The sequence below is a fragment of the Pseudoduganella danionis genome (assembly GCF_009720775.1).
Classification (GTDB): domain Bacteria; phylum Pseudomonadota; class Gammaproteobacteria; order Burkholderiales; family Burkholderiaceae_D; genus Rugamonas; species Rugamonas danionis.
The window spans coordinates 1-19,481 of the sequence record NZ_WNKW01000009.1; the positions used below are offsets into that span (position 1 = coordinate 1).

Sequence of the window (19,481 nt, forward strand, 5' to 3'; positions counted from 1 at the left end):
GCCCTAAGGATTTAAAGCCGATCCCTTCGGCCTGGTATCGCTGGACAACCTCCAACTTGAACTGCATTGTGTACTTCGCCAATGAAAAACCCCTAAAGTTGGCGTCCAACTTTAGGGGTTCAGTTCACGTTGCGGGGGCTTTTCTTTTGCGGGGTCAGGTCGGGCAAAGTGCAGGTGTCAGGTCGGGCAGCGGGGCAACTGTTCAGTCTGTCCCTTTGCCCGACCTGACCCCGAATTGGGGGGGCTTCTGCACGTTGCGCATTTCTTTGGTATATTAGTCCTAACACGTACTATTTCCGGAGTGACTGCTATGCAACGCTACACCAAGATTGCCATCGCCCTGCACTGGCTGATTGCGCTACTGATCATCGCCGCCTTCTTGCTTGGCGTGACCATGGTCGATATTCCCGGCTTTACCCCGACCAAACTCAAATACTTCTCCTGGCATAAATGGCTGGGCGTAACGGTGCTGGGTCTGGCCGCCATCCGCCTGCTGTGGCGCCTGCGTAATAAACCACCGGCAGCCCTGCCCATGCCGCGCTGGCAGCATGTGGCAGCCGAAGGCATGCACCACCTGCTGTACCTGCTGATGTTTGCCGTGCCCGTCTCCGGCTATCTGTACAGCTATGCCGCCGGTGTGCCCGTGGTGTATCTGGGCCTGTTCCAGATGCCAGCCGTGATCGGCCCCGATCCTGCACTTAAGCCCGTTTTAAAAACCGTTCACTATGTTCTGACCATGACCATGGCAGGCGCCGTGCTGGCCCATGCGCTGGCAGCGATCAAGCACCATTTCATCGATCGCGACGCCACCCTGAAACGCATGCTGCCCTAAACCCTGACACCCATACTGACACTGGAGCTATCCATGAAAACCTTGCCTAAACTCGCCCTCGTTACGCTGCTGGGCATTACGCTCGCCGCCAGCGCCGCCGCGCTGAAAACCGATCCGGCCAAATCCACCGTGACGGCCACCTTCAAGCAGATGAACGTGCCGGTCGATGCCAAGTTCAAGCAGTTCAGCGCTGCCATCGATTACGATGCCGCCAAGCCTGATGCCGCCAAAGCCAGCGTGGAAATCAATATCGCCAGCTTCGATCTGGGCGATCCCGAATACAACAAGGAAGTGACCAAGAAAGAATGGTTCAACGCGGCCCAGTTCCCTAAAGCCACCTTCGTCTCCAGCGCCATCAAGAGCGCCGGTGCAGGCAAGCTGAATGTCACGGGCAAGCTGACCATCAAGGGTAAAACCGCCGACGTAACGTTCCCGCTCACTGTCAAGGCCGAAGGTGGCAAACAGGTGTTCGAAGGCGCGCTGCCCATCAAACGCCTGACCTACAACATCGGTGAAGGCGAATGGAAAGACACCAGCATGGTGGCGGACGAAGTCATCATCAAATTCCACGTGATTGCGCAATAAACTACCAAGGAGATTTACTGCATGAAGAAACAGATCCTGATCGCGACCCTGCTGGCGGCTTCGGCCACTTCGGCCATCGCTGCTACCTACAACATCGACCCCTCGCACACCTATCCTAGCTTCGAGGCGGATCACATGGGCCTGTCCACCTGGCGCGGCAAATTCGACAAGACCAGCGGCACCGTGACCATGGACCGCGCTGCCAAGACGGGTGCACTCGATGTGACCATCCAGGCTGATTCGATCAACTTCGGTTTCGAGAAAATGAATAGCCACGCCAAGAACGCGGACATGTTCAACGTCGAGAAATTCCCCACCATTACCTACAAGAGCCACAACTTCAAGTTCGAAGGCGACCAACTGGTAGGCGTGGAAGGCGAACTGACCATGCTGGGCGTGACCAAGCCGGTCAGCCTGAAAGTTGACCGCTTCAAGTGCATCATGCACCCGCGCTACAAGCGTGAAGTGTGCGGCGCCAACGCCATCGCTGAATTCAAGCGCAGCGACTTCGGTCTAAATTACGGTCTGCCAGCCTTCGCACCGGAAGTGCGTCTGGCCATCCAGATCGAAGCCATCAAAGCCGACTAAACCCATCCCGCAAGGGTAACCAGGCAGGCCACGCCGCAGTGCAAACTGCGCGTGCCCTGCCTTTTTTGTTGTTACAAAAATTCAACACTTCAATTTGTTTCATGAATAAGTGATTTTGCTATACTCGCGCCGTTGTGCCCTTCATCCCCTTTAGGATCCGATAAAAATGCAAAAGACCCTGATCGCGCTCGCCATCCTGAGCGCTACCGCTGCCCATGCCGATGAAGGCATGTGGATGCCGCAGCAGCTGCCACAAGTAGCCAAGCAACTTAAAGCCGCCGGCCTCAAACTCGATCCCGCCACCCTGACCAAACTGACCGAATTCCCTATGGGCGCCATCGTCAGCCTCGGTGGTTGCTCGGCTTCCTTCGTGTCGCCGCAAGGTCTGGTTGCGACCAATCACCACTGCGTGTACGGCAGCGTGGCACACAACTCCACGCCGGAGCGCGATCTGCTGGCTAACGGCTTCCTGGCCCACAATCTGGGCGAAGAACTGCCGGCCGCACCGGGCAGCCGCATTTTCGTCACCAAGGCCGTGACCAATGTGAGCAAGGAAGTAGTGACTGCCGAAGTCGCAAAACTGAGCGGCAAGAAGCGTAGCGACGCGATCGAAAAGAACATCAAGGCGATTCAGGCTAGCTGCGAACAGGATGCTGGCCACCGCTGCACCGTGTCGTCCTACTACGGCGGTCTGGAATACTATCTGATCAAACAACTGGAAATCCGCGACGTGCGTCTGGTACACGCGCCACCAGCGGGCGTGGGCAAATTCGGTGGCGATACCGATAACTGGATGTGGCCACGCCACACGGGCGACTACGGCTTCTACCGCGCCTACGTGAGCAAGGACGGCAAAGCCGCCGACTACAGCAAGGACAACGTGCCTTACATTCCGCAGCACTACCTGAAGCTGGCCAAGGAAGGCAGCAAGGAAGGCGATTTCGTGATGGTACTGGGCTACCCGGGCCGCACCAACCGCCACCGTCTGCCATCGGAAGTGGCCTTCACCTTCGACTGGAGCTACCCGGCGTTTGTGAAATCGTCGGCGGAAAGTCTGGCCATCATCGCCGACACCACCAAGGACAACAAGGACACCGCCCTCAAATACGCTTCGCAAGTAGCCAGCATCAACAACTACTACAAGAACCGTCAGGGCATGCTGGACTCCTACGCCGGCAGCGATATGCTCAAGCGTAAAACCGCCGAGCACGAGGCACTGAAGACCTGGATCAACGCCAACCCGGCCCGCAAGGCCGAATACGCTGGCGACATCGAACTGGTGGAAAAACTGATCGCCCAGCGCGATGCGGAAACCCAGCGCGACTACTTCCTGTCCTCGTCCAAGCCACGTCTGATGAACACGGCGCGCATGCTTTACCGTCTGGCCAATGAAAACACCAAGCCGGATGCCGAGCGCAAAGTGGGCTATCAGGTGCGTGATGTGCCACGTATCAAGGCCTCGGTCGCAGCACTGGTGCGTAACTACGACGAGAAAGTCGATCAGGCACTGGTGATGAATAGCCTGAGCAAATACGCCGCCCAGCCAGCCGCCCAGCGCAGCGCTGCCTTCGATGCCGTCATCGGCATCAAGGATGGCATGAGCAAAGCAGACCTGCAGGCCGCACTGGAAAAACTCTACGCTGGCAGCAAACTCGGTGACGCAGCCGAGCGCACCAACTGGATCGGCAAAACGCCGGAAGAGTTCAAAGCTAGCACCGACGCCTTCATTCAGGCTGCCGTGGCCCTGTACGAGCCGGGCATGAAAGAAGAAGCGGAAGAGGAAGAACTGGGCGGCAAGCTGCAGCAGGCTTATGCCAACTACATGAAAGCCAAGATCGCCTTCATGCAGAGCAAAGGCCAGGCCGTGTATCCGGATGCGAACAGCACGCTGCGCGTCACCTTCGGCAAAATCGCCGGCCGTGACCACGGCGCCGACGGCACTACCTGGAAAGCCTTTACCACCGTGGCGGGCGTCGCTGCCAAAGCTACCGGCGAAGGCGAATTCAATGCACCGAAAGCCCAGCTGGCAGCCATCAAGGCCAAGGACTTCGGCAAATACGTCGACCCTATCCTGAAATCGGTACCGGTCGCCTATCTGGCCACGCTGGACATCACCGGCGGTAACTCCGGTTCGGCCGCGCTGAACGCCAAGGGCGAGTGGATCGGTCTGGCCTTCGACGGCACGCTCGATTCCATCATTTCCGACTGGGACTTCAACAAAGCCAACACGCGCGACATTCAGGTGGACCTGCGTTACATCCTGTGGAACATGAAGCATGTGGACCACGCCGACAATCTGCTGAAAGAAATGAACGCAGAATAAGCCTCACAGGCTGTCACCGAAACCACGCTCCGGCAACGCAGCGTGGTTTTTTTTGCGCTAAGATGGCGCTTCCCTTCCACCCCGAGAGGAGTTGCCATGTCCGCTAAAAAAATTGCTGTGATCGTAGGTAGCCTGCGTAAAGATTCCATCAACCGCAAATTCGCCCAAGAGCTGATGGCCATGGCGCCCGCCTCGCTGGCCATGCAGATCGTGGAGATCGGCGAACTGCCGCTCTACAATCAGGATCTGGAAGAAAACGGCGCCACGGCACCGCAGGCATGGCAGAACTTCCGCCAGCAGATGGCCGGCATGGACGGTGTGCTGTTCGTCACGCCCGAATACAACCGTTCTGTTCCCGCCGCGCTGAAGAACGCCATCGATGTAGGCTCACGCCCCTATGGCAGCAGCATCTGGAGCGGCAAACCGGCCGCCATCGTCAGCGTCTCGCCCGGTGCCACGGGCGGCTTCGGCGCCAACCACCACCTGCGCCAGTGCATGGTATTCCTCGATATGCCCTTGCTGCAGCAGCCGGAAGCCTATATCGGCGGCGCCACCAAACTGCTCGACGATCACGGCAAGATCAACAACGACAGCAGCCGCCAGTTCCTGCAGAAAATCATCGACACCTATGCTGCCTGGGTCGCGAAAACTTCCAAAGTCTAAAACGGTCTAAAACAGTCTAGATCGGTCTAGATCAGTCTATTCCGGTCTAGAACGTGCCTATCCGCACCAGCGCGTAGAACGGTTTAGCGCCGTACCGGCTTGAAAGTATGGCCGGCTGCCGTTAGGGCTGCGGGCACTGCGTATCCGGCCGCTTGCTTGCCCTGCAGCGCCAGCAACTGCGGCACCTGCCGGTCCGGCAGCAAAGCCAGATCAGCCCCGGGCAGGCGTTGTCCCAGCGCCTGCGCTTCGCCTTGTGCGAGCGGCAGGCAACTCACATACAGCCGATAGGTGCTCCTACCGCGCCCCATATCGAGCATGAAGCCCGCCAGCTCCGAGCTACCGGCGCGGCCCGGCAAAGCCGTCACCCGCAAGCTTACCTTGCCCTTATTGAGATGCAGCGCATCCCATAGCTGCAGGGGGTACAGCGCCGCGACGCTCGCTGCTTGCGCGCCTGTCGCCGCTGCAGCGCCAAGCGGATGCGGGTCGGCCGCTACGATCGCCGGCAGTCCGCTACGGGCGGATAAAGGTGCGAAACCGTCATAGCGCCCGCTTGCTGCGGGCGTCAGCACCAGCAGATCGGCCTGCGGCCACTGCGCCATCGCTTCGGTGCTGTAGGCTTCCGCGTCAGCCCCTAGCGCCAGTATGCGCAAGCCGTGAAAGCTGATCAGCGCCAGCCCCTTGCCAGCCAGTTGCACCTGCGCTGCCCCACGTGCCGCCGGCGACACGTCCGCGCCATCCAGCGCCAGCACATAGCGCGGCCCCACCTGTGCCACGCCCAGCCGGCAGCCCAGAACCAGCAGCGCCAGCACGCCGAGCGCACGCCAACCGTAGGCCTGCGCCAGCCGCTGCCGCCATGCTCCGGCATATGCCATGATTCTGCCCATGATGTCCTCCCTGTCGGTATGGACCGCTAGTACATCACCATGGCAGGCGACGAATATTGAAACAGGGCAATCTTGGCCGCACACTGTCCTGCTGTCGCTCAAAAAGTGGGCACGAATGATACAATTCTGCCCGCAGCAGCGCTGCTTTCCGCTCACGAGGCGGCCCAGCGCGTTTTTTCCCACCACCCCGAGATCCAGACCTGCCATGCACCCAGAAATGCCCACGCCCTATGAATTAGGCAATCAGAATCAAACCACCTTGTGGTCGGAATGCATCGCGTTCTACCAGACGCTGGCCCAGCGTTTTCCGCAAGTGCTGCGTTTCGAGCAGATCGGCGTTTCCGACGGCGGCATTCCGGTACACGCCGGCGTGGTGAGCGCCGACGGCGAATTCGACCGCAACATCATCAAGGCCACGGGCCGTCCCGTGTTCTTCAACAATAACGGCATCCATCCGGGCGAACCGGAAGGCGTGGATGCCTGCATGGCCATGGTGCGCGACCTGTGCTATCAGCCGGAACTGCTGGCCGCACTGGGCAAAACCGTGCTGCTGTTCGTCCCGCTGTACAACGTGGACGGCGCCCACAACCGCTCCAACACTTCGCGCGTGAATCAGGACGGCCCCGAGCAGTTCGGCTTCCGCGGCAACAGCCGCCACCTCGATCTGAACCGCGACTTCGTCAAATGCGATACGCTCAACGCGCAGATTTTCAACCAGCTGCTGACTAGCTGGGACCCGGACGTGATGGTCGATACCCACACCTCCAACGGCGCCGACTACCCGTACACCATGACGCTGATCCACACCCAGGCGGACAAGCTCGGCTACGGTCTGGGCCCCTTCCTGCGCGAGACCATGCTGCCGCACATCTACACCCAGATGGAAGCACGCGGTTGGCCGACCTGCCCTTACGTCAATCCCGTCAATGACTCCCCGGACGACGGCATCGCCGAATTCCTCGAAGTGCCGCGCTTCTCGACCGGCTACGCGGCCCTGCACCATGTGATCGGCTTCATGCCGGAAACCCACATGCTCAAACCGTTCAAGGACCGCTACGCATCCATGCGCGCACTGGTCGACGTGACGCTGGCCTTCACCGTGCAGTACGGTGAGCAGATCCGCGCCCTGCGTGCCGCCGCACGCGCGCAGGCTGCCGCTGCCAGCGAGTGGACCGTGCACTGGAAGCTGGACGAAAGCCGGCCTTCGACCTTCCGCTTCAAAGGCTATGCCGCCGTGCGCAGCCCAAGCAAGCTGGGTAACTACATGCGCCTGTCGTATGACCGCAGCCAGCCGTGGGAAAAGGATATCGCCTACTACAACCACTTCGTGCCCGATACCACCGTGCGTGCACCCAAGGGTTATGTGATTCCGCAGGCATGGCGCGAAGCCATCGAGCGCCTGCAATGGAACGGTGTGGAAATGGCCCGCTTCGACGAAGCCTCCACCATCGAAGCGCAGTACTACCACATCAAGGCCGTGCGCTCGCGTGCTGGCGCCTACGAAGGCCATATGTACCACGACGAGTTGGAAGTGGAAGCGCGCAGCGGCAGCTTTACCGTGCAGCCGGGCGACTACTTCGTGCCGCTCAAGCAGGACAAAGCGCGCTACGCAGTCGAGACGCTGGAGCCGCAAGGCCACGACTCCTTCTTCCGCTGGGGCTTCTTCAACAGCGTGCTGGAAAAGAAGGAAGCCTATTCCGACTACGTGTTCGAAGATCTGGCCATGGAGATGCTGGCAACCGAGCCTGAACTGAAGGCCAAATTCGAAGCTTGGAAAACCGCCCATCCGGAACTGCTGTCGGACCAGACCAAGGTACTGGACTTCATCTTCGAAAACGGCGCCCGTCACGCCGAGCCGGAATGGCGCCGCTATCCGGTGCTGTCGGTGTTCTAAAGTCCACCATCGCCTGCTAATTTGCGCCTGCGCCTGCGCCAGCTAGCGGCCAGCACCATCGCCAGATATACCCGCAGCGCGCTGCGCCTCACCCGGCCAGCGCGCCTGCCATTGTTAGACCTGATGTACGCTGCGGCGATCCCGCGGCGTGCATGCCCGCTGCCCACAAGATCACAGCCATGCACTACGCACTCAACCTGCGCACGTTCTTCTATAGCCATTACTTTTACCTCGGCCTGCGCTTCGCGGCCGGGCTGGTCGGCGTCACCCTGTTCACTTTGCAGTTCGCCAGTCTGGAAACCGCCATGACGGTCTGCATCGGTGCACTCTGCACGGCGCTGATGGATATGCCCAGCCCCCTGCGCCACAAGTTCAACGAAATGAGCGCCTCGGTTTTGCTGTGCAGCGCCGTCACCCTGCTGATCAGCCTATGCGCACCACTGCACTGGCTGTTGATGACCATGCTGGTGGCGATCAGCTTCCTCGCCTGCATGATGATCGTGTACGGTAAAAAATCCATGCCGCTGCAACTGGCCACCCTGTTCATCATGACCATGTCGATGGAACACGCGATGACGGCCAGCCAGGCCTTCATCCATACGGGCCTGTTCACGCTGGGCGCGCTGGCCTATCTGGCCTACGCCATGGGCATCTCGTGGCTGCTACGCCACCGCATCAAGCAGCAGGTGCTGGCCGAAGCCCTGTTCGAACTGGCCGCCTACATCGACATCAAGGCTGACTTCTACGACACCCGCTACAACCTGAGCGAGCAGTTCAACAAGCTGGTGCGCCATCAGAGCCTGCTGGCCGACCGCCAGCAGGCGGCACGCGATCTGATCCTGCGCAGCCACCTGAATCGCAAGGACGCCATCGTGGTGCAGACCCACGTCTGTATGCTCGACCTGTATGAACTGATCCTCTCCACCCACACCGACTACGCCCAGCTACGCCTGCATCTGGCCGACAGCCCCGTGCTGAAAACCCTGCACGATCTGGCCTACAAGGCGGCGCGCGATATCGAATCGGTGGCCTACGACGTCACCCGCGACAAGCCGTCCTATCCTGAAATCAGCTACGACACCGAGCTGGCGGCGGTGGAGACGGAACTGGCCGTGCTGCAGCAGCGCATCAGCGAAGGCAAGCCGGCACAGGAAGCGCTGGCCGTGCTGCGCGCCCAGCGCAACAAGATCCGCGCCATCATCCAGATGATAGGTGAACTGCATGCGGCCAGCCAGAAGGTGGCCGACAGCACGCCGTTCTGGGTCGATGCCGACATGGGCCCCTTCCTGTCGCAGCAGAAGTACGAGCTGCGCATGATTTTGTCGCACCTGCGTCTGGGTTCGCCCATCTTCCGCTTCTCGCTGCGGGTGGCGATGGCGATTACGGCGGGACTGGCCGTGGCTGCGTGGCTGCCGTATGCAGCGCACAGCTACTGGATCGTGCTGACCATCGTCATCATCCTCAAGCCCAGCTTCAGCATGACCAAGCAGCGCCGCAGCGACCGCATCGTCGGCACCGTGATCGGCTGCGTGATTACGGCGCTGATCATCCAGTACCTCAACTACCCGGCTGCGATACTGGGTTTCCTGATCCTCGCCACAGTGGCCACGCCCACCTTCATCTACCTGCGCTACCGCTATGCCGCGATTGCCGTCAGCGTGATGATACTGCTGCAGATGCACCTGATCGCACCGGGCAACCACGACCTGATCGTCGAACGGCTGGTCGATACCTTTGTCGGCGCCGCCGTGGCCACCGCCTTCAGCTTTGTGCTGGCCAACTGGGAATACCAGTCGCTGCCACGGCTGGTAAATGAAGTACTCAGCGTCAGCCTGCGCTATATGCAGGCCAGCGCTGATCTGCTGCAAGGCAAAGGCTCGGACGATTTCGCCTACCGCATCGAACGCAAGCGCCTGATGGACAGCCTCGCCGCACTGAATAGCGCGCTGGTACGCATGCTCGATGAACCGGCCAGCAAGCAGCGCGCGGTAGAAGACATCAACCTGTTCATCGTGCAGAACTACCTGCTGGTAGCCCACGTGGCGGCACTGCGTGCGATTGTGCGGCGCCACGTCAAAGAGATTCCGCAGCAGGCGCTCAACGCCATGCTGGAAGACAGCCATGCGCAGGTCAGCGACATCCTGCAGCGCGCGATCAGCAAGGGCAAGGGCCAGCCTACAGAACCTCCAAACGGCGCACGGCAGGCGCCAGTCCGCCATGTGTCGGCAGCCAGCAACGCTGGGCACGACGACAACACCAGCTGGTCCGGCTGGCCGCTGGTACAGCGCCGCGTGCGGCTGCTGCAGGCCGATGCAGCCAAGATCGTGGTGCACAGTGCCGCCATCCTGCGCGACATAAAATAGGGGTGTCGCCAGCAGAGATTGCGCCAGGCTGTTACTATTGGTTGCATGACTGCTGCAACGCCCGCTTCCTTTAGCCGTAACGACCTGTTATCGGCCCTGCTCGTCGTCCTCATCTGGGGCACCAATTTCGTCGCCATGAAGATAGGTCTGCGCGACCTCACACCGTTCCAGCTCGGTGCAGCGCGCTACATCTTCGCCGTGCTGCCGCTGATCCTGTTCCTGCGCCCGCCGAAAATGCCGGCGCGCTGGATCATCGCCTACGGCCTGTGTCAGGGCGTGGGCCAGTTCGGGCTGCTGTTCCTGTCGCTGCGAGTCGGCATGTCGGCCGCACTGGCCTCGGTGATCCTGCAGACGCAAGTCTTCTTCACCGCCTTCTTCGGTTTTGCCCTGCTGCGCGAACGCGCCAGCCGCGCCCTCAAATACGGCCTGCTGCTGGCCGCGCTGGGGCTGATCTGCTTCGCCATGAATTATCTGGGCAGCGGCCATGCCGGTGGCACCAATGCTGCGGGATTCGTCCTGTGCCTGTCGGCTGCCGCCATGTGGGCCGCCTCCAACATCGTGGTACGCCGCGCCCAGCACCACACACCGCAGTTCGATGTGGTGAACTTCATGGTGTGGTGCAGCCTCGTGCCCATCCTGCCCTTCATCGGCCTCACGCTGGCGTTTGATCCGCCGGAGACGCGCTGGCACTGGCTGCAGGCGCCGCTGGCAACCTGGCTGTCGGCCGCCTATCTGGGCTGGATGGCCACCATCCTCGGCTACGCCATGTGGACCCGCCTGCTCAAGCGCCACCCCGTCAACCGCGTTGCGCCTTTCAGTTTGGGCGTGCCGGTGGTCGGTATCGCCGCCGGCATGATCGCGCTGGGCGATGTCATCACGGGCTGGCAGTGGGCCGGTATCGCCCTGATCGTCGCTGCCCTGCTATGCACCATGTTTGGCGGCCGCTGGCTCAAGTCCTAAATCCGGGGTCAGGTCGGGCAAAGTGCAGGTGTCAGGTCGGGCAACGGGGCACTTCAGGCAGCGAGCGAGCAAACGCGGTTACGGCCGTCCTGCTTGGCGCGGTATAGCTGGGCATCGGCCTGTTGCAGCATGGCTTCTGCGCTGCCCGCCTGCAGATCCGCTGCCACGCCTATGCTGATCGTCACCGCCAGTTGCGAATGCACCTGCTGCCACGGGTGTTCCACTATCAGCTCGCGCAGCTTGTCGCACAACACTGCCGCCTGCGCCAGACTGGTTTCGGGGAAGGCCATGACGAATTCTTCGCCACCGTAGCGGGCCACCAGATCACTCTCGCGCATATGCGTGCGGAAGATTTCGCCTACCGCGCGCAGCACGGCATCGCCGGTAGCGTGGGTCAACTGATCGTTAATCCGTTTGAAGAAATCGATATCGGCTATCACCATACTGAATGGCCGCTGGTAGCGCACCGCGTGGCGATACAGGCTGGCCGCCTGCTCGTCGAAATAGCGCCGGTTATGCAGCCCCGTCAGCGCATCGCGCACACTGAGTTCGCGCAGTTGTTCGGCCTGCGAACTGATGGTACGGTGCGATGCCTGCAACGCTTCATGGCTCTGCGCCAATTCCGCACTCATTTCATTGAAAGCCCGCGCCAGCATAGCCACTTCGTCGCGCCCCTCCACCGGCACGTTCTGGCGCAGCGTGCCTTGCTGAATGGCGCGCACGGCAGCGATCAGATGCCGTAGCTGACGGCTCAGGCCTCGGCTAAGCAGCACACCGAGCGCCAGCGCCAGCAAGGCGGCGCCGCTGACGCCGGCCCACAGCGCATCGTACATGGCATCCAGATACTGCTGCTCTTCCCGACTCGGCGTCAGCACGCCTTCCGGCGAAATATAGGCAGCGACCTTGCCGTTGACCTCCACCGCACGCGCATCACGCCGCGCCGCTTCCGGCAGTGGCTCGCCAGGCCGGTACACGCCAGCGCCCAGCAGCACGCTGAAATCCTGATCGGCCAGTATGAAGTGATAAGGCGTATCGCCGTCGCTGCGCGGCGGTGGTGGACCTCGTCTATCCCTTAGCGCATCAGGCGGCGCGCCGCGCCGTGCGTGCTCGAAGCCCGGTGGCGCAGCGGGCAGATATTCGCGTCCGGCGATACCTTCGTCCGGCGGTGGCAAACGATGCTCCGGCGCGGGACGGATGCGCTGCATATAGTGATCAAAAGGTTCGGTCTGATTGGCTGCCTGCCAGCTACCGTAAGGACGTAAGTAATCACTCACTGCGCTGTAGAAATGCTCGGCGGCGCTCTGGCGCCGGATGATATCGACCTTTTTGCCCAAGCCGTAAGAAGCCAGCCCGCCCACCATGGCCACGGAAGCCAGTCCTGTGAGCAGCAGTGCCAGCATAAGTTTGGTGCGTAAGGACATCATTCTCCCGTCGATTTATTGTCAATCCGGCAGCAATCATACCTGCAGGGAGCCGTGCCTGAAAAAAATTTTCCAATTTAAACGTAGCTTTGCAGCACTACTTTTTCATAGGGAAAATAGGGTAGTTATATGCTTTATGTATGCCGAGTATCATAAATCAAAAGTTTATTTATTACTGAACTAGCCCCATACTGCACTGCAACAAACGAAGATATGGAGCTAATCATGAGCACGAGCAAACTGACCTACACCGAATTTTCTGACACCAGCTATCTGAGCAATGTAGCCACCGCTGCACGCCAGTTGCTGGCCGCCCTGCTGGCTGTGAAGCCGCGTAGCGCCGCAGTTGAAACGGTCGTCGAGCAGCCAGTCTCGAACGCATGGCTGCACAGCCTGGCTCAGGATTGTGAGCGCCATTCCCCCAACCTGTCGGCCGAGTTGCGCTTCATGGCGTCGCGCGGTTAATTGAAGTTAATTCACTACGGAGAAGACTATGCTGACCATCATCGAAAATCTGCCTGCTGCCATCGCTCTGTCCGGCCTGCTGCTGCGCCTCTACCTGGGCGCCGAGCCACAAAACGAACAGTAATCGCCGCGCCGGCCCTTGCATGCCAGCCCCGCAAACAGAAAAGCCGTTCAGCGCAAACTGAACGGCTTTTCTGTTTGCTGACTCGTTAAAATACCAATAGAACCTCAACGTCATTAACTGCCACGAGGCAATTAATCATTCGATCATTGCCCCAGAACAAAACAGCTTTCCGCTCTGAGCCTATCTTGCTACTACGCTTAATCAGTGGAGTCCGAGATGGCGACCTTCTACTACTACTTTCGCGAAAATATGCAGGCACTGGGCTTGCCCGCACCCGATTCTCTATTTGGGAATTTACAATTGGCCCTAGGAACCGCGGCAACCTTGGTCAACCATATCGAGAAGTTTGGCAAACGAGTAACTGTGCGGGAACTGATAGTCGCCGGCCTACGCAGCGAAAAGCTCGCTGTAGTTGCCTCACTATCCGCCGCATACTATACAGGTGCCGTTATCGGCAGCATTGCCATTGCCAGCGGAAGAACAATCAGTGGCGGACGTTCAATGGCCGATGTTTTATGGGATGCAAGGCAAAATGGGCTACACCGGCCTTGGCTCCATGAAATCATGCGACGTCACCCGATCATCTATGATAAAACTGTGACAGGACGCGGTAGCGTGGGTTCACGGATGATTCGATGATGAAAGATCAGATCTGGTTACTGATTTGCGGGCTAGGCTGTGCCTTGGCTGCATGGGCTTTCTGGCACTATCTGGATACATATGCCGCCCCCACTCTGATACTGACAGCACTCATTTCCCTGCTGGCAGACAATATCCGTTTGCGCCGCAAACTACGTGAAACGGGGCGCAAGACCTGATCCGCGATCAACACGGTCAGGCTTACGCCCCGCAATATTTACAGCAGAATCAGGCGGCTTTATTTAGGCGCGAATGGCGCATGCCGTACAGCAGATAGGTCACGATGGCCGCGCTCATCCAGATTACGAAGATGGTGTAGGTGGTCATCGACAGGCCGAACATCAGATACAGGCAGGCGCCGATACTCAGGCCGGGCACCACGTAAGGGCCAAACGGCACGCGGAAGCCCGCTACGGCTGGCTCACCCGCTTGCTCGGCGCGGCGGCGCATCACCGGCACGGCCAGCGAGACCACAATGAAGGCCGTCAGCGTACCCATGCTGACCATGTCCCACAGGAAGGTGGCATCGACGAAACCAGCCACCAGGCCCACCACGGTACACACGATCAGCGTATTGCGCACCGGCGAACCCGTGCGGGCGCTAACCTTGTTGAACGATGGCGAAATCAGGCCATCCTTGGAGATCGCATACAGAATCCGCGTCTGGCCGTAGATAGTCACCAGCGTCACGCTGAACACGGAAATCACGGCACCGGCCGACAGCACCAGCGCAGGCCAGGTCTTGCCCGTCACGTTTTGCAGAATCACGGCCAGCCCCGCTTCCTGACCGGCAAACTTGGAAGCCGGCTGCGCGCCCATGGCCGCTACAGCCACCAGCATATAGAACAGCGTCACGATACCGAGCGCAGCCAGAATGCCGATAGGCACGTTGCGCTTCGGGTCGCGCACTTCTTCGCCGGCCGTTGCCACCGTATCGAGACCGATAAACGAGAAGAACACGGTCGCGGCAGCCGCCGTCACACCAGCCATGCCGGTGTAATGCACGCCATTATCCGGGCTGAAGAAAGGATGGAAATTGTTGATATCAAAGCCGGAGAACGCAATCACCACGAAGAAAATCAGAATCGCCAGTTTAATCAGCACCATGATGGCGTTGGTCGTGGCCGATTCTTTCGCACCGCGTATCAACAGGAAGCAGCACAGGCTCACCAGCAGCATAGGCGGCAGGTTGATATTGCCGCTATGTATTTCTATGCCCTTGGGCGTGGATACAATCATCGGCGACCGCAGCACCTCGGCTATATGCCAGCCGAAGGCATTATTGAGGAAGTTGTTCAGATAATCGGACCAGCCTATCGCCGTGGCACTGGCCGCCAGCCCGTATTCGAGCAGCAGACAGGCCGCCATGATGAAGGCGAGGAATTCCCCCACGGTCGCGTAGGCGAAGGAATAGGAAGACCCGGAAGCGGGAATGCGGAACGACAGTTCGGCATAGCACAGCGCGGTCAGACCGGCCGTAATCGCGGCGATCAGGAAGGACAGAATCACTGAAGGGCCGGCCTTGGGCACGGCTTCCACCATGGTGAAGAAAATCCCCGTGCCGATGGTGGCACCAACCCCGATCATGGTGAGGGGAAACAGGCCGATCGAACGGTGCAGACTATTGCTACTGGTAGGAGCAGTTTCTTGGTGATGGCTGACCGGCTTGGTACGGGTCAGTTTCTGGACCAGCGTTTGGTTCACAGGCATTCCTTGTGGGATATATATTCGGGCAAAAAACTTAGCGATTATAGGCTGTTCCAGCCCGTGGCCCTAAAGTTTGTGTGTGTTAAAAAACAACTCACATTTATCCCGCACCAACACTGTGCGCTGGCGGTTACACCTGCTTACTTTTGATACAGCGTAATGTCTAGATTGGCGGCAATACAACCGTTAATCTACAGTCACTTTTTACCTGTTTAGAGGAGCCCGCCATGCCCATCAAGAAGATCCCCACCGTCTCGCGCCGCGTGACGCCGGTTATGGCTGGCGCCGCCTTTGTCTTGCTGGGCGTGGCCGCCACCGTGGCTGCCGTGCTGATCCGCGTTTAATCCGGCCGCTCCCCGGCCAGCTCAAGCCGCACGTCGGGCGCGCAAGCGTCCGACTATCCCCGTAGGGAAGTAATACACGGACAACACCAGCAACACCCCCATCCACAGCGACCAGCGGTCGGCATGCACGAGCCGCGCCAGCAAGGCCAGCACCGGCTCCAGCGAGGACCCGGCCTGCGCCGCCGCCCCCTGCACCAGCGCACCGCTGGCCCACTTCATCAGATCGATCAGATAGGTTTGTGCCACGATGTACAGCGCACTACCGAGCACCGCGCCATACAGCGTACCGCGCCCGCCGATAAAGGTAATCAGCAGCACGTTCAGCATGATGGCGAACGACAGCGTGGTATCCGGCCCCAGATAGCGCAGCCACAGCACCAGCATGGCGCCGGCCAGCGTGGCGCCGAGCGCACCGAGCACACTGCCCAGCGTGCGGTAGGCCGCCGTGTGATAGCCAATGGCTTCGGCACGGAACTCGTTTTCGCGGATCGCTTGCAGCACCCGCCCAAACGGCGAGGCGACGATGCGCAGCATCAGCAGGAAAGCCAGCAGTGCCACCACGAACAGCAGATAGTAGGTAATCACCTTGCCGTTGATGACCTTATCGAACAGCGGCCCTTCCAGCAGACGGAACGCAGGACTCAGAAATTCAGGCACGGGGATGGTCAGGCCATCGTCGCCGCCCGTCCATTCAGGGAACTGGCTGGTCATCACGCTCACGCAGCTAGCGATGGCCAGCGTCACCATGGCATAGAAGATGGCCTGCACGCGCAGCGAGAACACGCCGATCAGCAAGGCCAGCGCCAGCGACACCAGCATGGCCGCGCCCAGCCCGATCAGCACGGAGCTGAAGCTGGGGCCACGATGCAGCAGCGCCAGCCCCACGCCGTAAGCACCCACGCCGTAAAACATGGTGTGTGCAAACGAGATAATCCCCGTATAGCCCAGCATCAGATCATAGGAGGCCGTCAACACCACGAAGATGCAGATGGTGGCCGCCGCATTGATGGCGCGCGCACCGGGGAACAGGAAAGGTGCCAGCGCCAGCAGCAGCACAATCGCCACCAGCGCCACGCTGAGGCGGCGGCTGCGCGGCAGTTCATTCGAAAGCAGATGGATGCTCATAGTCGTCGATCTCAATGCACAGTCAATGCAAAGTCAATGTGTAAGCGGATACAGCCCGCGCGGACGCCATGCCAGCACCACCAGCATCAGCCCCACTTCGGACAGCAGCGCTGCCTTGGGTGCGAGGAAGCCCACGTAGTTACTGGCCAGTGCCACCAGCAGCGACGCGAGGAAGCAGCCACCGACAGAACCCATGCCGCCAATGATGATGACGATCAGAATGGACACCAGACTGCTGGCACCTATGCTGGTGGTCAGCTCCTGACGGTACAGCCCCCACAGCACGCCGCCCATGCCGGCCAGTGCTGCACCAGCCACGCTCACGCCGACAAACAGCGTACGCACGCGATAGCCGAGCGCCTGCACCATTTCGCCATTCGCCACACCGGCACGTACCAGCAAGCCGATGCGGGTGCCGTGCAGGATCAACATCATGGCGCCGAACACCAGCAGGCCCGCAGCAGCACACAGCACGCGGAACTTCTCGATCACCGCATCGCCGAACACCCATGCGCCATCGAAAGCAGCGGGACGCGTCAGCGGAATCAGCTCGGCGCCCCAGATGGCCGTCACCAGTTCCTGCAGCACGGTGGCAGCACCGAAGGTAATCAATATCTGCATCAGCGCATTGCCATACACGGGGCGGATAATCAGCCGCTCGTAGACCCAGCCCAGCGCCGCCGTCACGGCTACCGCAGCCAGCAGCGCCAGCCCCAGTGCCGCCGCATTCAGGCCAATGGCGTCAGCCTGCAGCCAGTCACCAAGACGCAGCAGCACCAACGTGGCAGCGTATGCGCCCACGGTGATAAACGCACCATGGCCGAAATTCATCACGCCCATCAGGCCGAATACCATGGTCAGGCCGCTGGCCATGATAAACAGCAGCATACCCATGGCCAGCCCAGCCACGGTCAGCGTCAGCCACGTGGCGCTGTCGCCCACCCACAGCCAGGTCAGCGCCAGTATCACCGCCAGCACATACCATGGCTGGTAGTCGACTCGCTTACGCGGCAACATCATCTCGGCCGCTGTCGCGGCAGGAGGCATAGCCGTCATCGTGTTCCTCTCTATTGATGCGCTGCGAGCGAAAGCCCCAGCAAACGGGTTTGCAAATCCTGATCGGCTGCCAGATCGGCCATGCGGCCACTGTGCACGATCACGCCGCCATCCATCACGGCCACCGAATCACCGAGCCGCGCCACGAAGCCGAAATTCTGCTCCACCAGCAGGATGGTGGTGGCGCTGGCCTTGAGCTGCACAAATGCTTCGGCCAGATGGTCGATGATGGCCGGCGCCAGCCCCTTGGTCGGTTCGTCCACCAGTATCAATCGGCGCGGTTCGATGATGGCACGCGCAATCGCCACCATCTGCTTCTGTCCACCGGACAGCGTACCGGCCGGCTGGTGCCAAAAGCGCTCCAGCGCGGGGAAGATACCGAAGATCCAGTCCAGCCGCGCCGCATCGGGCTTGCCGCTGCGGCAGGCCAGTTGCAAATGCTCCTGCACGGTAAGCTGGGCAAAGATGCCCATGTTCTCGGGTATGTAGGCGATGCCCTGCCGCGCAATATCAGGCGTCTCCATACCGGCCAGTTCGCGTCCGTCGAACTGCACGCTACCGGCCGAAGCACGCCACAGCCCCATAATGGTCCGCAGCGTAGTGCTCTTGCCGGCGCCGTTACGGCCCAGCAGCACGGTCAGTTCGCCGCGCGGCACCACCAGATCCACCCCATGCAAAATATGGTATTGCTCGATATGGGTGTGCACCCCGCTCAGTTTCAATAAGGGTTCACTCATGCCGCACTCCCGTCGATCCCAGATAGGCTTGCTGCACCAGTGGCAGCGCCATCACTTCGGCCGGATCACCGTCCGCCATCAGACAGCCCTGATGCAGCACGATGATGCGGTCTGCCAGCGCACCGATCACATCCATCTTGTGCTCGACCAGCAGCACCGTCTTGTCGCGCATGGCCTTGATCTGATGGATCAGTTCCAGCAGCACAGGCACTTCATCCACGCTCATACCCGCAGTCGGCTCATCGAACATGAAGATTTCCGGATCGAGCGCCAGCAGCATGGCCACTTCCAGCTTGCGCTGATTACCATGCGACAGCGTCGCCGCAATCTGGTCGCGCAGCGGCCCCATGGTCACCTGCTCCAGTATCTGCGCCGTGCGCTGGTTGACGGCCTTCTGTTCCGACCACACGGAGAACATGCGCATGCCCACACCGGCGCGGCTCTGCACGGCCAGCCGGATATTCTCCTGCACGCTCAGTTGCGGGAACAGATTAGTCAACTGGAAGGCGCGGCCTATACCGAGGCGGGTGCGGCGCGCCGCACTGAACGATGTCACGTCCTGCCCGTGCAGCCGCACACTGCCACTGGTGGCGGCTAGCTGGCCCGAAATCAGATTGAAGTAAGTCGTCTTGCCCGCACCATTGGGGCCGACGATGGCCGTCAGCTCGCCGGCGCGGAAACTGGCCGTCACGTCCTGCACGGCCTGGTGCCCGCCGAAGCGGATACCCAGGCCCTCGGTGGCAAGGGTGATGCGGTGGCTATCACTCATGT

At 60.4% G+C, this 19,481-nt stretch carries 18 protein-coding genes; 11 read left to right on the forward strand and 7 right to left on the reverse strand.

Going from position 1 to position 19,481, the window contains the following annotated elements:
* Window positions 1-310: 310 nt before the first annotated feature.
* From GM655_RS20700 to GM655_RS20720, 5 genes are all read left to right on the forward strand, one after another.
* Entirely contained in the window at window positions 311-832 is a 522-nt protein-coding gene (locus tag GM655_RS20700) for a cytochrome b (protein WP_155436572.1), read from the forward strand.
* Window positions 833-865: 33 nt separating this feature from the next.
* Complete coding sequence (locus tag GM655_RS20705; RefSeq protein WP_155436573.1) at window positions 866-1,417, forward strand: YceI family protein; 552 nt, start codon at window positions 866-868, stop codon at window positions 1,415-1,417.
* 21 nt (window positions 1,418-1,438) lie between these two features.
* The gene (locus tag GM655_RS20710; protein ID WP_155436574.1) at window positions 1,439-2,005 is read left to right on the forward strand and encodes a YceI family protein; all 567 of its coding nucleotides are present in this window, start codon (window positions 1,439-1,441) and stop codon (window positions 2,003-2,005) included.
* A gap of 166 nt (window positions 2,006-2,171) precedes the next feature.
* A complete protein-coding gene (locus GM655_RS20715; protein ID WP_155436575.1) occupies window positions 2,172-4,328 on the forward strand; it encodes a S46 family peptidase in 2,157 nt (718 codons plus the stop codon).
* A 96-nt stretch (window positions 4,329-4,424) separates the two neighbouring features.
* Window positions 4,425-4,991: an NADPH-dependent FMN reductase gene (locus tag GM655_RS20720; protein WP_155436576.1), complete on the forward strand. Its 567-nt coding sequence runs from the start codon at window positions 4,425-4,427 to the stop codon at window positions 4,989-4,991.
* 83 nt (window positions 4,992-5,074) lie between these two features.
* Here the strand turns inward: GM655_RS20720 and GM655_RS20725 are convergent, their stop codons facing one another.
* The gene (locus tag GM655_RS20725; protein WP_155436577.1) at window positions 5,075-5,875 is read right to left on the reverse strand and encodes a hypothetical protein; all 801 of its coding nucleotides are present in this window, start codon (window positions 5,873-5,875) and stop codon (window positions 5,075-5,077) included.
* 205 nt (window positions 5,876-6,080) lie between these two features.
* Between GM655_RS20725 and GM655_RS20730 the strand changes: the two genes are divergently transcribed.
* From GM655_RS20730 to GM655_RS20740, 3 genes are all read left to right on the forward strand, one after another.
* Window positions 6,081-7,769 (forward strand): M14 family zinc carboxypeptidase, encoded by a 1,689-nt coding sequence (locus tag GM655_RS20730; RefSeq protein ID WP_155436578.1) that lies wholly within the window; start codon window positions 6,081-6,083, stop codon window positions 7,767-7,769.
* Window positions 7,770-7,948: 179 nt separating this feature from the next.
* On the forward strand, window positions 7,949-10,132 hold the full coding sequence (locus GM655_RS20735; protein WP_155436579.1) for an FUSC family protein: 2,184 nt from the start codon (window positions 7,949-7,951) through the stop codon (window positions 10,130-10,132).
* 45 nt (window positions 10,133-10,177) lie between these two features.
* Window positions 10,178-11,092, forward strand: a complete 915-nt coding sequence (locus GM655_RS20740; RefSeq protein ID WP_155436580.1) for an EamA family transporter — start codon at window positions 10,178-10,180, stop codon at window positions 11,090-11,092.
* A gap of 53 nt (window positions 11,093-11,145) precedes the next feature.
* Here the strand turns inward: GM655_RS20740 and GM655_RS20745 are convergent, their stop codons facing one another.
* Window positions 11,146-12,513 (reverse strand): GGDEF domain-containing protein, encoded by a 1,368-nt coding sequence (locus tag GM655_RS20745; RefSeq protein ID WP_155436581.1) that lies wholly within the window; start codon window positions 12,511-12,513, stop codon window positions 11,146-11,148.
* 225 nt (window positions 12,514-12,738) lie between these two features.
* Here GM655_RS20745 and GM655_RS20750 point away from each other — a divergent pair, with 225 nt between their 5' ends.
* The 3 genes from GM655_RS20750 (at window position 12,739) to GM655_RS20760 (ending at window position 13,920) form a co-directional block, all read left to right on the forward strand.
* Window positions 12,739-12,978, forward strand: coding sequence for a hypothetical protein (locus GM655_RS20750; RefSeq protein WP_229632673.1), 240 nt, complete (start codon window positions 12,739-12,741; stop codon window positions 12,976-12,978).
* Between the two features lie 340 nt (window positions 12,979-13,318).
* Entirely contained in the window at window positions 13,319-13,741 is a 423-nt protein-coding gene (locus tag GM655_RS20755) for a hypothetical protein (protein WP_155436583.1), read from the forward strand.
* The gene (locus GM655_RS20760; RefSeq protein WP_229632674.1) at window positions 13,738-13,920 is read left to right on the forward strand and encodes a hypothetical protein; all 183 of its coding nucleotides are present in this window, start codon (window positions 13,738-13,740) and stop codon (window positions 13,918-13,920) included. Before GM655_RS20755 ends, GM655_RS20760 begins: the two co-directional genes overlap by 4 nt.
* Before the next feature lie 49 nt (window positions 13,921-13,969).
* Here the strand turns inward: GM655_RS20760 and GM655_RS20765 are convergent, their stop codons facing one another.
* From GM655_RS20765 to GM655_RS20785, 5 genes are all read right to left on the reverse strand, one after another.
* Window positions 13,970-15,445, reverse strand: a complete 1,476-nt coding sequence (locus GM655_RS20765) for an APC family permease (protein ID WP_161033378.1) — start codon at window positions 15,443-15,445, stop codon at window positions 13,970-13,972.
* A gap of 368 nt (window positions 15,446-15,813) precedes the next feature.
* Window positions 15,814-16,917 (reverse strand): branched-chain amino acid ABC transporter permease, encoded by a 1,104-nt coding sequence (locus GM655_RS20770; RefSeq protein ID WP_155436585.1) that lies wholly within the window; start codon window positions 16,915-16,917, stop codon window positions 15,814-15,816.
* A 33-nt stretch (window positions 16,918-16,950) separates the two neighbouring features.
* Window positions 16,951-17,973, reverse strand: coding sequence for a branched-chain amino acid ABC transporter permease (locus GM655_RS20775; RefSeq protein ID WP_229632675.1), 1,023 nt, complete (start codon window positions 17,971-17,973; stop codon window positions 16,951-16,953).
* 11 nt (window positions 17,974-17,984) lie between these two features.
* The gene (locus GM655_RS20780) at window positions 17,985-18,710 is read right to left on the reverse strand and encodes an ABC transporter ATP-binding protein (RefSeq protein WP_155436586.1); all 726 of its coding nucleotides are present in this window, start codon (window positions 18,708-18,710) and stop codon (window positions 17,985-17,987) included.
* Entirely contained in the window at window positions 18,703-19,479 is a 777-nt protein-coding gene (locus GM655_RS20785) for an ABC transporter ATP-binding protein (protein WP_155436587.1), read from the reverse strand. The genes GM655_RS20780 and GM655_RS20785 overlap by 8 nt, the downstream gene beginning before the upstream one ends.
* Window positions 19,480-19,481: the final 2 nt, after the last annotated feature.

Bases quoted from the DNA above. Each gene is read 5' to 3' on its own strand.
- GM655_RS20700 (WP_155436572.1), top strand. From the start codon at position 311: ATGCAACGCTACACCAAGATTGCCATCGCCCTGCACTGGCTGATTGCG.
- GM655_RS20705 (WP_155436573.1), top strand. From the start codon at position 866: ATGAAAACCTTGCCTAAACTCGCCCTCGTTACGCTGCTGGGCATTACG.
- GM655_RS20710 (WP_155436574.1), top strand. From the start codon at position 1,439: ATGAAGAAACAGATCCTGATCGCGACCCTGCTGGCGGCTTCGGCCACT.
- GM655_RS20715 (WP_155436575.1), top strand. From the start codon at position 2,172: ATGCAAAAGACCCTGATCGCGCTCGCCATCCTGAGCGCTACCGCTGCC.
- GM655_RS20720 (WP_155436576.1), top strand. From the start codon at position 4,425: ATGTCCGCTAAAAAAATTGCTGTGATCGTAGGTAGCCTGCGTAAAGAT.
- GM655_RS20725 (WP_155436577.1), bottom strand. From the start codon at position 5,875: ATGGGCAGAATCATGGCATATGCCGGAGCATGGCGGCAGCGGCTGGCG.
- GM655_RS20730 (WP_155436578.1), top strand. From the start codon at position 6,081: ATGCACCCAGAAATGCCCACGCCCTATGAATTAGGCAATCAGAATCAA.
- GM655_RS20735 (WP_155436579.1), top strand. From the start codon at position 7,949: ATGCACTACGCACTCAACCTGCGCACGTTCTTCTATAGCCATTACTTT.
- GM655_RS20740 (WP_155436580.1), top strand. From the start codon at position 10,178: ATGACTGCTGCAACGCCCGCTTCCTTTAGCCGTAACGACCTGTTATCG.
- GM655_RS20745 (WP_155436581.1), bottom strand. From the start codon at position 12,513: ATGTCCTTACGCACCAAACTTATGCTGGCACTGCTGCTCACAGGACTG.
- GM655_RS20750 (WP_229632673.1), top strand. From the start codon at position 12,739: ATGAGCACGAGCAAACTGACCTACACCGAATTTTCTGACACCAGCTAT.
- GM655_RS20755 (WP_155436583.1), top strand. From the start codon at position 13,319: ATGGCGACCTTCTACTACTACTTTCGCGAAAATATGCAGGCACTGGGC.
- GM655_RS20760 (WP_229632674.1), top strand. From the start codon at position 13,738: ATGATGAAAGATCAGATCTGGTTACTGATTTGCGGGCTAGGCTGTGCC.
- GM655_RS20770 (WP_155436585.1), bottom strand. From the start codon at position 16,917: ATGAGCATCCATCTGCTTTCGAATGAACTGCCGCGCAGCCGCCGCCTC.
- GM655_RS20775 (WP_229632675.1), bottom strand. From the start codon at position 17,973: ATGACGGCTATGCCTCCTGCCGCGACAGCGGCCGAGATGATGTTGCCG.
- GM655_RS20780 (WP_155436586.1), bottom strand. From the start codon at position 18,710: ATGAGTGAACCCTTATTGAAACTGAGCGGGGTGCACACCCATATCGAG.
- GM655_RS20785 (WP_155436587.1), bottom strand. From the start codon at position 19,479: ATGAGTGATAGCCACCGCATCACCCTTGCCACCGAGGGCCTGGGTATC.